This window comes from Mycolicibacter sinensis (assembly GCF_001667945.1).
GTDB classification, from domain to species: domain Bacteria; phylum Actinomycetota; class Actinomycetes; order Mycobacteriales; family Mycobacteriaceae; genus Mycobacterium; species Mycobacterium sinense_B.
Genome location: NZ_LZJK01000091.1, coordinates 95,107 through 107,121, shown reverse-complemented (window position 1 = coordinate 107,121; position 12,015 = coordinate 95,107). Strand labels below are relative to the sequence as shown.

The 12,015-nt window shown below is 68.9% G+C and carries 13 protein-coding genes, 1 tRNA gene and 1 other RNA gene; 2 read left to right on the top strand and 13 right to left on the bottom strand.

Annotated elements, in window-relative coordinates; translation table 11 throughout:
- The first annotated feature begins 48 nt into the window (after positions 1-48).
- Positions 49-1,017 (top strand): D-2-hydroxyacid dehydrogenase family protein, encoded by a 969-nt coding sequence (locus A5694_RS13130; RefSeq protein WP_185746685.1) that lies wholly within the window; start codon positions 49-51, stop codon positions 1,015-1,017.
- Between the two features lie 150 nt (positions 1,018-1,167).
- Here A5694_RS13130 and A5694_RS13125 read toward each other — a convergent pair whose 3' ends face one another.
- The 6 genes from A5694_RS13125 to A5694_RS13100 form a co-directional block, all read right to left on the bottom strand.
- Positions 1,168-1,527 carry a hypothetical protein gene (locus A5694_RS13125; protein WP_064922259.1) on the bottom strand — a complete coding sequence of 120 codons (360 nt, stop codon included), beginning with the start codon at positions 1,525-1,527 and terminating at the stop codon, positions 1,168-1,170.
- A 312-nt stretch (positions 1,528-1,839) separates the two neighbouring features.
- A tRNA-Ala gene (locus tag A5694_RS13120) sits at positions 1,840-1,912 on the bottom strand.
- A gap of 73 nt (positions 1,913-1,985) precedes the next feature.
- The gene (locus tag A5694_RS13115) at positions 1,986-2,435 is read right to left on the bottom strand and encodes a GreA/GreB family elongation factor (protein ID WP_064922258.1); all 450 of its coding nucleotides are present in this window, start codon (positions 2,433-2,435) and stop codon (positions 1,986-1,988) included.
- 47 nt (positions 2,436-2,482) lie between these two features.
- Positions 2,483-3,739, bottom strand: a complete 1,257-nt coding sequence (locus A5694_RS13110) for an NAD(P)/FAD-dependent oxidoreductase (protein ID WP_064922257.1) — start codon at positions 3,737-3,739, stop codon at positions 2,483-2,485.
- A gap of 59 nt (positions 3,740-3,798) precedes the next feature.
- Positions 3,799-5,349: a PucR family transcriptional regulator gene (locus tag A5694_RS13105; RefSeq protein ID WP_064922256.1), complete on the bottom strand. Its 1,551-nt coding sequence runs from the start codon at positions 5,347-5,349 to the stop codon at positions 3,799-3,801.
- The gene (locus A5694_RS13100) at positions 5,231-6,556 is read right to left on the bottom strand and encodes an MFS transporter (protein ID WP_082952651.1); all 1,326 of its coding nucleotides are present in this window, start codon (positions 6,554-6,556) and stop codon (positions 5,231-5,233) included. Before A5694_RS13100 ends, A5694_RS13105 begins: the two co-directional genes overlap by 119 nt.
- 170 nt (positions 6,557-6,726) lie before the next feature.
- On the opposite strand from A5694_RS13100, the gene A5694_RS13095 reads away from it, so the two are divergent.
- Positions 6,727-7,227: a hypothetical protein gene (locus tag A5694_RS13095; protein WP_082952650.1), complete on the top strand. Its 501-nt coding sequence runs from the start codon at positions 6,727-6,729 to the stop codon at positions 7,225-7,227.
- Between the two features lie 13 nt (positions 7,228-7,240).
- Here the strand turns inward: A5694_RS13095 and A5694_RS13090 are convergent, their stop codons facing one another.
- From A5694_RS13090 to ftsE, 7 genes are all read right to left on the bottom strand, one after another.
- Entirely contained in the window at positions 7,241-7,609 is a 369-nt protein-coding gene (locus A5694_RS13090) for a DUF488 domain-containing protein (protein ID WP_064922255.1), read from the bottom strand.
- An 83-nt stretch (positions 7,610-7,692) separates the two neighbouring features.
- Positions 7,693-8,084, bottom strand: a transfer-messenger RNA (tmRNA) gene (gene ssrA, locus A5694_RS13085).
- A gap of 112 nt (positions 8,085-8,196) precedes the next feature.
- Positions 8,197-9,030, bottom strand: coding sequence for a maleylpyruvate isomerase family mycothiol-dependent enzyme (locus tag A5694_RS13080; RefSeq protein ID WP_064922254.1), 834 nt, complete (start codon positions 9,028-9,030; stop codon positions 8,197-8,199).
- A gap of 24 nt (positions 9,031-9,054) precedes the next feature.
- Complete coding sequence (locus A5694_RS13075; protein WP_185746755.1) at positions 9,055-9,900, bottom strand: EamA family transporter; 846 nt, start codon at positions 9,898-9,900, stop codon at positions 9,055-9,057.
- Entirely contained in the window at positions 9,897-10,394 is a 498-nt protein-coding gene (gene smpB, locus A5694_RS13070) for an SsrA-binding protein SmpB (protein WP_064922289.1), read from the bottom strand. The genes A5694_RS13075 and smpB overlap by 4 nt, the downstream gene beginning before the upstream one ends.
- A 2-nt stretch (positions 10,395-10,396) precedes the next feature.
- Complete coding sequence (ftsX, locus tag A5694_RS13065; protein WP_064922253.1) at positions 10,397-11,290, bottom strand: permease-like cell division protein FtsX; 894 nt, start codon at positions 11,288-11,290, stop codon at positions 10,397-10,399.
- 1 nt (position 11,291) lies between these two features.
- Positions 11,292-11,981 (bottom strand): cell division ATP-binding protein FtsE, encoded by a 690-nt coding sequence (gene ftsE / locus A5694_RS13060; RefSeq protein ID WP_064922252.1) that lies wholly within the window; start codon positions 11,979-11,981, stop codon positions 11,292-11,294.
- Between the last annotated feature and the right edge of the window lie 34 nt (positions 11,982-12,015).

The window sequence follows — 12,015 nt, the reverse complement described above, 5'->3', positions numbered from 1 at the left end:
CTATGATTTGGTGATGGCGGTCCAGCCCGATCCGGACGCGGTCTGATGATGGCCACCGCCTCGATACCGCTGCGTATCGCGGTCCTCGACGACTACCAGGGCATCGCCGAAACCGTCGACTGGTCAGCTATCCCGCGGCCCATCGACCTGTTAGCGCTGCGCGAGCACATCGCACCCGGCGACGAACTCCTCGCCCTGCTCGCCGGGCGCGAGGTCGTGGTGGCGATGCGCGAGCGCACCCCGATCGACGCCGAGCTGCTCGGCCGGTTGCCGTCGCTGAAGCTGCTGGTGACGACCGGACCGTTCAACGCCGCCATTGACACGGCGGCGGCCCGCCGGCTGGGGATCACGGTGTGCGGAACCGGCGGCATCATCACCTCGACGGTCGAACTCACTTGGGCGTTGATCCACGCCCTGCAACGCCACCTGATCGTCGAGGACCGGGCGGTGCGCGCCGGGCGCTGGCAACAGACCGTCGGCGCCGATCTTGCCGGGGCGACGCTGGGACTGGTCGGACTGGGCCGGATCGGTCGGCGGGTCGCCGCGGTGGGCCACGCCTTCGGTATGCGGGTGACGGCGTGGAGCCCCAACCTGACCGCGGAACGTGCCGCCGAAGCGCGGGCGGAGCTGCTGGACCGGCACAGCTTGTTCGCCACCGCCGATGTGGTCTCGGTTCACCTGGTGCTGTCCGAGGCCACCCGGGGCGTCGTCGGCCGCGCCGAGCTCGCGGCGATGAAGTCCAGCGCGATCCTGGTCAACACCGCACGCGGCGGCCTGATCGACGAGGCGGCGCTGATCGAGGCGCTGCGCGCGAAGCGGATCAAAGGTGCGGCGCTCGACGTCTACGGTGAGGAGCCGCTGCCGCCCGGCCACCCCTTGACGGGGCTGCCCAATACCGTACTCACTCCGCACCTGGGTTATGTCACCGAGAAATGCATGGAGCGGTTCTACCGGGATATCGTCGACGATATTGCCGCCTATTGTGTGGGCGCGCCGCGACGAATTGTGGCCGGTTGACTTGTAGCACTATTTCCTTACGGCGAAAACGCATTGCGGCCTCAGGTGCATAACGGTTCTGCCGAAAAGCTGCGGTAGCGAGTGCGGCGAATTCGGGCGCGATAGAACAGGGCCCGCAAGCAGATGCTTGCGGGCCCTGTTTGCCGGGCGTTATTTAGTGCCGCCGGCCAAGCCGATGGGGGCGCTGGCGTCGGCCAGCACACCCGCCACCGGGCTCGCTGCCGCGGCACCGGCCGGCCCTGGCGCCACTAAGGGGATCGGTGGAGGCGCACCCGGCAGCACCGGAATCGGGGCGATCGGCACCGGCGGCACCGGGCCGGGAAGCCCCATCGGCACAACGGGAGCCGCGAGCGTCGTCAGGTCCGCAACGGCGGGCCCGCAGGGAGCCCCGGCCACCACCGCGGTGGTGTCGACCAGTGTCGCCTCCGCCGGCGCTCCGGCACCCGCCGGACCCACGAACGCGGTGAGGCCGCCATTGCACACCGGCCCACCCACCGGCAACGGCACCATCGAAAATGGCGCAGCTACCGCACTGGCACTGAAAATCAGTGCACTTGCACACAAGCCAATACCGGCGAATATCGCGATACCGGGTCTCCCGAGGCTCTTCAACGTACGCTCCGATTGTTAGTATCCAGCCCCCCGGACACGCAGTTTTTGACTGCGAATGAACCGTATCACAGCGTTGTAAGTAACTCCGACCGCAATGTGATTCGTTATCGCATTGATGCGGATCGGCGACGTTGATTCTGCGTTCAGCTGCCGGTTTACCGCATATTTGCATGCTCAATGCGCGATGAACGTCGAGACTCAAGAAATGAGTGGAGCTAAGGGGACTCGAACCCCTGACCCCCACACTGCCAGTGTGGTGCGCTACCAGCTGCGCCATAGCCCCGCGGTGTCGTGCTCATCGAAGCTACACCACCGCCATACCCAGGCTCAAAACGCCTGGTCGCTCACCCCGGCATTCAGGCCGGGTGCTGGGTCTGATGCAACCCGTAGGGCACCGCGTCGAGCAGGGTGACCGTCACGTTGGCGCCGCTGGGCACCTGATAGCTGCGCTGCTCGCCGGGGCGCGCTCCGGCGATGGCCTTGCCGAGCGGCGATTGCGGCGAATAGACCTCCAGCCCGCTCTGGTCGTCGTCGCGCACCCCGAGCAGGAAGGTCTCGGTCTCCCCGTCGTCGTAGCGCACGGTGAGCACCATGCCGGGCTCGGCCACCCCGTCGTCCGGCGGGTCCTCCCCCACGACCGCCACCGACAGCAGATCGTGGATCTGGTGGATCCGAGCCTGGCGCGCCTGCTGCTCGCTGATGTCGGCGGTGCCTGAACCGATGTGCGGCTCGGACAATTCGGCCAGCTCGGCCAGCAGCCGGTCCTTGGTCTGCTGTGTCATCCAGACACCTTGCGAATCAGCCATCGACGATCTCCTTTACAAACTGCAATTGGCTTGGGTACGAACTAGTTTCAGCGCAGCGGATCGAGTTCACGCAACACAGTGGACTGCTTGCCGGTGGTGATCTGCTCGGCGAGCAGCCGCCCGGTCACCGGGCCGTGCGTCAGCCCCCACATCCCGTGGCCGCCGGCGACGTAAACGGTGCGCGGACACACCTCCCCCACCAGGGGGCGCCCATCGGGGCTGACCGGGCGCGGACCCACCCACACTTCGGTGCGCTCCGCCCAGCGCACCCCGTCCAGCAGCGGCCGGGTCGCCGCGACGATGGCTTCGACGCGGGCGGGATTGATCGGGGCGTCCGGATCGCCGAACTCCATGGTGCCGGCGACCCGCAGCTTGGCGTTCAGCGGTGTGCAGGCCACTCGGGCGTCCGGAAGGTAGATCGGGCCGGTGACCGGCCCGTCGACCGGAACCGTGAAGGAGTAGCCGCGCCCGGCGCGCACCGGCACCCGAATCCAACGGGCCGCCAGCTGCGACAGCCAGGCGCCGCTGGCGATCACCGCCGCGGCCGCCGTCAGCGTCGTCCCGTCACGGCCGGTCACCACCACACCGTCTGCGGCCGGCGTCACGTCGGCGACGTCCACCGTGTGCAGCGCGGCGCCGCGCTGCACCACCGCGCGTCCCAGCGCGGTGACGAACCGGCCCGGGTCGAGGAACCGCTGGCCGTCGATCTGCACCGCGGCGGCGACCGCCGACGACGCCAGCGGCACCCGTTCCCGCAGCGCCGCACCGGTCAGTTCGGTGCAGAACACCGGCCTGCCGGCCTCGGAGAACCGCCGCAGCTCGTCGAGCAGGCGCTCGGCGTCGGCCGAAGTGCGAAAGATCGCGGTGATCGGTGCATCGGTGACCGGCGCGTCCACCCCGTTGGCCACCAGCACGTCGTAGGCCTCGATGCATTCCGCACTCAGCGGCGCGTTGGCCCGCACCGCACGGCGCCAGGTCGACGGGCGGCTGTTGGCGGCGAAACGCGCCAGAAAGCTCCACAGCCCCGGGCCCGCGTTGAGCGGCACCTGCAGCGGCGCACCCCGGCTCAGCAGGGACCGCAGTCCGAAGCGCAGATTGGCCGGCTCATTCAGGGGTATGGCCAGCGCCGGGGAGATCCAGCCGGCGTTGCCCCACGAGGAGCCGGCCGCGACGCCGACGCGATCGACGACGGTGACCTCGACCCCGCGTTCCTGCAGGAACCAGGCGGTGGACAACCCGACGATGCCGGCGCCCACCACGATCACCGACCGTGGCGCGCCGTCGATCCGATTGCCCGCACCCATGTATCCCATGATGCGGCGATCGCCGGAAACCGGTTTGACCTAATCACACAACGACGAGGTCAGCGTTTGTCGAAAACCGACATGTCACCGGCCGCCAGCTCGATCATCGCCGCGAATCGGGTGCGCGCATCGTCGAGGCCCAGAGGCGTCACCTCGGCCATCTTGCGCAACCGGTAGCGCATCGTGTTCTCGTGCACGCCGAGGCGCTCGGCCGCCCGCGCCAGATCGCCCTGGGCGTCGAGCCAGGCGCGCAGCGTGGCCACATACGGCGTGCCGTGTGCCGCATCGTGGCGGCGCAGTTCGGCGACCGGCCCGCGGGCCGGGACCCGGCCGGCGCGGGCCGCGGTATACAGCCGTCGCAGCACGATCTCGTCCCAGGCCTCGTCGTAGGCCGGCGGCGCGGCGTCGGGCGGCCCGGCTTCGTGCAGCGCCAGGCATTCTTCGGCCTCCCGGCGCGCCGCGGCCAGCTCGGCCACGCCGGCGACCGCGCTGATCCCCGCCAGCACACTGGCCTGTTGCGGCAGCGCCGAGCGCAGCCCGCTCACCCAGTGCCGGGCCTGCGCCGCGTCCTGGGCGGGCAGCACCGTGTAGACGGTGTTGGCGTCCAGCGCGCTGCGGCCGGGGCGCGACCAGCCGAATCCGGTGGTGACGGCCTCGAAGGCCAGCAACAGCCCGGCATGCGGCTGCGTGGCGATCCGGGTGTGCACGGCGATCACCCGCAGCGGCGCCTGCGGCAGCCCCAGCCTGGCGACCAGGGCGGCGGCGTCGGCCGGGTCGGTTCGACCGTCCAGTAGCCGCGTCACCCAATCGGATTCGACCTGACGCTCCAGGTCCGCACTGGCCCGGGATCGCAGGACGTGCAATGCCACCGTGCGTGCTCCGTCGGCCAGTGCCGTCAGCCGTTGGCCACGCAGGGGGGCCGGGCAGGCCACCCACACCGCTCCCAGCAGCTCGCGGCCGGCCCGTACCGCCACGACCATCCGGCCGGTCAGCCCGTGCTCGGGTTCGGCGGCGACGAACAGCGGTTCATCGTGGCGATCCAGATGCTCTAGCACGCCGCGCTTTTCGAATAGCTCCCGCAGCGGCCCGGCCTCCTGCCGGTTGAGGATCGTCGCCGACCGTGCCGGATCGGCGTGCCGCTGGCCTCGCGAGTAGGCCAGCACCCGGCCGAGCTGGTCTTCGACGGTGACCGCTCCGCCGACGGCATCGGCCAGGCTGTCGGCCACCGCGAACAGATCGGTAGGCCCGCGGCCGGATTCGGTCTCCCGGCCTTCGAGCACCAGCCCGTAGACCACCGCGGCCAGTTCGCTCCAGGACACCGCCGGATCCACCACCAGCACGGCCAGCGACTCGCCCTCGCCGGCGAACGCGGTCTTGTCCTCGGCGTCGCGCACCAGCACGGCGACGGCCTTGGCGGCCACCGCCCAGCGCACCGCCTCTTTTACCGAACGCGCGCCGACGGCCAGCAGAACGTCGCCGATGACGGCGCGCTCACCGGTCACCTCGTGCATCACCACGCTGCTCAGCGGCGTCGTCCGCGGGACGGAGCAGAACCGCAGGCGTACCCCGTAGCTGCCCACCACGTTGACCAGCCGGTCCAGCGTCACCATCAACCGAGCCTAACCACGCCTCGCCGGTGATCCCGCCGATCGGGCTGCGGGCCCGCGTCTCTGGCGCCAGCACCCAGGCGACGGCGGCGACCAGCAGCACGGCGCCGCTGATCGCGAACCCCCACTCGAACGAGAGCCGCTGGGCGATCTGGCCGACCGCCAGCGACCCGACGATCGACCCGAGGTCGGCCATCATCTGATAGGTCGCCACCGCGGTGCCGGCCCGGGCCTGGTTGCCGACCAGATCGGCGATGACGGCCTGCTGCGGCGCCCCGTACATTCCCGAGGCCAGCCCGGCCAGGTACGCCGCGATCAGGAACACCGCCAGCGAGCCGCTGGCACCGAGCAGGATCGTCGCGGCGCCGGCCACCGCGAGCCCGAGGATGAGTGGGCCCCGCCGGCCGATCCGGTCGGAGAGGTGGCCGCTGGGCAGCACCGCGCAGACATTGCCGATCCCGATCGTTGCCAGTGCCAGACCGGCGACGGCGGGTCCGCGGTCCAGGACTTCGGTGACGAACAGCGGCACCAACGCCACCCGCAGGCCGAATACCGACCAGCCGGTGGCGAAGTTCGACAACAGCGCCGAGCGGTAGGCCCGGTGGCGCAGCGCCGCGCGCACCGACACCGTGGGTCCCGTCGAGTCAGCCGGTTCGGCCAGGTGCGAATTACGCAGACTGACGAATACGCCGGTGGCCGCCACCAGCAGCACCGATCCGTAGAACAAAAACGGGGCGCTCAACCCGAAACCCGCTGTGAGACTGCCCAATACCGGACCGCCGACGGTGCCCAGCAGGAACGCGGTAGCGAACATCCCGGCGACCCGCCCGCGGGCATCGGCCGGGCTGATCCGGATCATCAGGCCCACCGCCGCGATGAAGAACATCGTCGACCCGACGCCGCCGAGCGCGCGGAAAAGCAGCAGCTGCCAGTAGGTTTGGACGAATGCACAGGCGGTGGTCGAGACCGAGACGATCAACAGGCCGGTCACATAGACCCGGCGTTCTCCCAGCCGCTGCACCAGCAGACCGCTCACCGGCGCGAAGCACAGGCGCATCAGCGCGAATGCGGTGATGAGGAAGGTCGTCGCGGAGATACTCACCCCGAAATGGCGGGCATAGACCGGCAAGACCGGCGACACCACCCCGTAGCCGAGCGCGATCAAGAAGTTGGCGCCGAGCAACACGAAGACTTCCCGCGGCAGCCGCATGCGGGCGGCCGGGGAGTCAGAAGTCACCTGCCGATTTTAGGCAACGGTTCGGCAAGACCTGGAATCCGCGGTAGGGATCGCTGTGAGCCGGGTCATCGGTCCGCCCCCGGTAATCTCAGGCCCGCAAGCTTGATCATGAAGAGCTACCGCGGCGCAGAGAGGGCCCAGCGATGGATGACGACCCGGCACGGCGGCCGGTGGTGCTGGCGTTATGGGATCAGCGGGCCGCGTTCGCACCGTTTGCGGTGGCCGGCGCCGTCGCGATCGTGGGCGGCGGCGGGCTGGCCGCCGCCATTGCTGCGCCGGCACTGACCCGCCACGGCGTCTGGGCGGTCGCCTACCTGGTGCTGGTGCTCGGCGTCGGCCAGCTGGTGTTGGGTGCGGGTCAAGCGTTATTGGCCGCTGAGCCACTGCCGGCGGGCGCGGCGAGGGTCACCGCGCTGGCGTTCAACGCCTCCGGAGCGGCGATCGTGCTGGGTGTGGTCACCGACCACATCGTGGTGTTCGACATCGGTTCGGCGCTGCTGTTGGGTGTGCTGGCATGGCTGCTCTACGTGGTGCGCCGTGCCGCGCGACGCGGCTGGGCGCTGGTCGCCTACCGGCTCTTCATCGCGGCCCTGATCGTGAGCATCCCGATCGGAGCGCTGATCACCACCGCGGGCCGCGGCTAGGCTTGGCGCGCCGTCACGGTCGGGCCAGCAACTTGGCCAGCACCGCCGCCTGGCTGCCCTCCACGTCGCGAGTCGCGGTCACCAGGGTGACGGTCTTCTTGCCGCGGGTCAGCGCGCGCAGGGCGTTGAACGCTGTGGCGCCCTGCGGGGAGCGCAGTTCCGCTTCGTAGCGGGAGACGAACTCTTCGAAACGCTCCGGCTGGTGGTTGTACCAACTGCGCAGCTCCGGAGACGGTGCCGCGTCTTTGAACCAGTGCCCCACCCGCGGGTCGTCCTTGCGGAATCCGCGCGGCCACACCCGGTCGACGAGTATGCGTTGCCCGTCTTCGGCGCGGGGTTCGTCGTAGACGCGGGCCACCCGGATCGTGGTTTTCGCGGTCATACCCCAGCGTATCGCCGGCAAGCCGGCCCCCGGCGGGCCGAAAACGAAAGCTGGCCAGAGCTTGTGCTCTGGCCAGCTTCTCGGGGTGGAGCTGCCGGGAATCGAACCCGGGTCCTACGGCATTCCCTCAAGGCTTCTCCGTGCGCAGTTCGCTATGCCTCTACTTGGATCTCCCGGTCACGCGAACTAGCCGAGATGACGATCCCAGTCGCTGTTGGTGTCCCGATACATCCCGCGACCGGACGTATCGGTGGATCCCTCTAGTCGATGCCAGGGTCCGGGCCGAGGGAGGTCCCGGTCTGACAGGCCCGCCGTCGCTTAGGCAGCGAGGGCGAAGTCGCTCTGGAGAGCGACCTTAGCCGGAGTAAGTGCAACCTTGGCGCTTACTTGGTTACAGCGACGCTTACGGTGGTCTCCTGCCTGCACCGGCACGCTTCCCTTGATTCGACGCGCGAAGTCGAAACCTTTCAGCCCCCTGTCCGTATATCTCTTGCGCTCCCCCGCCGGTTCGGCGAGACAACCCATGGTACCGGTCTGCAACGACAGGCCGCGACATTTTCTTCCCGGGCCCGGCCTGGGGCGGCACCTCAGATGACGAAGTTCAGATGCTCGACGATGCGGGCACCGACCGCCCGGTCCCCGTCGAAGTCGACCGCCCCGGGAGCTGCGCGCCCGCCGGCCACCCGGGTGAACGCCAGCCCGTCCATCCGGATCACCGCGGTGGGCGCCTCGCCGCCGAAGTCGTCGACAACCCGGCCGCGGCCGTCGACCGTCACCCGGATGGTCCGCGCCAGTGGCCCGGTCAGCTCGATGGCCACCCGGGAGCCCTGCGGCGCCCCGCCGAGCTTGCCCACCACCCTTCCCATCGCGGCGGACATCTCGTCGAGAGCCAGCGCGGCCGCCGGGCCGGCCAGCTCGGCATCTGAGGCCGGCAGTCCCACCCCGTCACGGATGTCGAGCTCATGCATCCAGCAGTCGAAGACCCGCACCCGGATGAACCGGCCGTAGCTGTCCGGACCGACCGGTGTCATAGTCGGCGCGTTCCAGTCGTCGCCGGACAGCGCCGCTAGCACCGCGCGTCGCTGCTCGGTCACCGACCGGAACCGCCCCAGCAGATCCGCCGGAGATTCGCCACGCAGATGACGGACCCAGCACTCGTTGTTCGCCCCGATCTCGTTGCGAACGTGTTCGAGCGCCGAGACGTCGAGATCGCTTTGCGGCGTGGGCGTTCCGAGCAGCATCGATTCGGTTCCGACGAGGTGTGCCACCACGTCGTGCACCGACCACCCCGGCAACGGCACCGGCTGCGACCACTGCTGGTCGGTCAAACCGCCCAGCAACTTATCGAGGCCATCCCAGCAGGCGAACAGCCCTGCCAACACCTCGGACTTGTCGAGCCGCGTCAGGGCAGGGTCGGTCATGGATTCCGATGCTAAACCCGGCCGCTATCCGGCGGTGATCATCGCCACCGAAACCACCGCCGCCACCATGCCGACCAGCTGCCCACGATGCACCCGCTCGCGCAGCACCACGATGGCCAGCACCACCGTCACCGCCGGGAACAGCGAGATCAGCACGCTGGCCAGCGACAGCTCCGATCCGCGCAGGGCCAGCAGCATCGCGACGTTGGCGCCGGTATCGGCCAGCCCCGCCAGCAGCGCCAGCCGCAGCGTCGCGCCGGTGGGCACCCGCAGCTCCCCGGCGCCGGTCGCCGCGGTGACCACCAGCACCGCGGCCGCCACCCGCGCGAACGCCAGCGGCCACAGTCCGGAGTCGGCCGGGGCCTCGTGGATGAACACGAAGTCCAGACCGAACGCCACGCCGGCGCCGACGGTCAGCCACGCCACCTTGCGGGTGAACCGGTGCGGGCGGATGTCCTCGTCGGTGGCCTGCCGGCTCACCAAGGCGACGGCGACCAGGGCCAGCACGATTCCGGCCGCGGCCACCGTGCCGGGCCGCTCTCCCTGCAGGACACCGATGACGACCGGTACCCCCGCGGTCAGCACCGCCGAGACCGGGGATACCACCGCGATCGGACCCGAACCCAGGGCGGCGTAGAACCACCACCCGCCCAGTCCCAGCGCCAGCCCGGAGGCCAGGCCCCAGCCGATTGCTCCCGGCGGGATCGGCCCACCGACCGCGATCGCCAGCGTGCCCAACAACATCAGCGCCACCGGGTAGGACACCAGCACCACCCGCAGCGCCGGTACCCGGCGCGCGGCCAGGCCGCCGGCGAAATCGCTGAACCCGAAGCCGGCCGCTGACAGCAGTGCCAGCCCTGCCCCGATCACATGCCCTTGGCGCGTCGTCCCAGCGCGCGCGACACCTCGCGCTGGGCATCCCGGCGAGCGAGATCCTGCCGCTTGTCGTGGGCCTGCTTGCCGCGGGCAAGCGCCAGTTCGACTTTCACCTTGCCTTCGGTGAAGTACACCGACAGCGGCACCAAGGTGAGGTTGCCGTCGCGAATCTTGCCGATCAGCGTGTCGATCTGGCGTCGGTGCAACAGCAGCTTGCGGGTGCGTCGCGGGTCATGGTTGGTCCAACTGCCGTGCCGGTACTCGGGGATGTGCATGTTGCGCAGCCACACCTCCCCGTCGTCGACGGTGGCGAACGCATCGACCAGGGAGGCCTGGCCCGCCCGCAGGCTCTTCACCTCGGTGCCCACCAGCGCCACCCCGGCCTCGTAGACGTCCAGAATCGAATAGTTGTGCCGTGCTTTGCGATTCGACGCAATGATCTGCTTGGCCGGTTTGTCGGTGCGCTTGCCCGCCGCCTTCTTGGCCACCACTACCGCCGGACGTACAGACGAAGCGTCACATACGCCGTCGCCCCGGCCATCGCTGCGCCCAGCAACAGCAGGATCGGTGAGATGTACAAGATGTCTGCGTAGTCGATACGGGCGATCAGATGTGCCTGATAGAACTGGCTGAGCGCGTTGTCGAGGAACAATGCCCGCACCACGATCAAGCCGATGACCGCGATGATGACGCCCACGGTCGCGGCCAGCACCGCCTCCAGCAGGAACGGCAACTGGGTGTACCAGCGGCTGGCCCCCACCAGTCGCATGATCGATACCTCGGTGCGGCGGGTGTACGCGGCGACCTGAACCATGTTGGCAATCAATAACACCGCCCCGATCGCCTGCACCAGGGCAACGGCGAACGCAGCGCTGGAGAGCCCGTCGAGCACGGCGAAGAGCCGGTCGATCAGCTTCTTCTGGTTGAGCACGCTGAGCACACCGGGCTGGTCGGCCATCGCGGCGTCGAAATCCCTACTCTGCTCAGGGTTTTCCAACTTGACGATGAACGACGCCGGGAAGGAGTCCTTGCTGGCCACATCCTTGAACTCCGGGAACTTGCGGATCGCGTCGGCGTAGGCGTCGTCGGAATTGAGATAGCGGACCGACTTCACGTCGTCGCGTGCCTCGATGCGCTCGCGCAGCGCCTTACAGGCCGGCGCGTCACAGTTCGGGTCGTCGGCGGCGACGTCGGGATTCAAAAACACCTGCGATTCGACCCGGTCCAGGTAGATGTTGCGGGACTGATCGGCCAAGCGCACCACCAGCAGGCCGCCGCCGAACAACCCGATCGAGATCGCCGTGGTCAGGATCATCGCCACCGTCATGGTGACATTGCGGCGCAGTCCGGTCAGGACTTCGTTGAAGAGGAAACCGAAGCGCACGTCAGCGGTCCATCCCGTAGACCCCGCGCTGTTCGTCGCGCACCAGCCGCCCCAGTGACAGCTCGACGACCCGTTGGCGCATCGAGTCGACGATGTGGTGGTCGTGCGTCGCCATCAGCACCGTGGTCCCGGTGCGGTTGATCCGCTCCAGCAGATCCATGATGTCCTCACTGGTCTCCGGGTCGAGGTTGCCGGTGGGCTCGTCGGCAAGCAGCACCAGCGGCCGGTTGACGAACGCGCGCGCGATGGCCACCCGCTGCTGCTCCCCTCCCGACAACTCGCCGGGCAGCCGGTTGGCTTTGCCGGACAACCCGACCATCTCCAGCACCTCCGGGACCACCCGGTTGATCATCTCCGGTTTCTTGCCGATCACCTCGAGGGCGAACGCGACGTTCTCGAAAACAGTCTTCTGCTGCAGCAGCCGGAAGTCCTGGAACACGCAGCCCAGCACCTGGCGCAGGCTCGGGATGTGGCGACCGGGCAGCTTGTTGACGTGGAACTTCGACACTTGGATGTCGCCCTTGGTGGGGGTCTCCTCGGCCAGCAGCAGCCGCATGAACGTCGACTTGCCCGAACCGGACGGTCCGATCAGGAACACGAACTCGCCCTTGTCGATCTTGACGTTGATGTTGTCCAACGCCGGCCGCGCCGACGATTTGTACTGCTTGGTGACATGGTCGAGCGTGATCATCACGGCACGCAGTTTAGCCGTGCGGCGTGCCGGC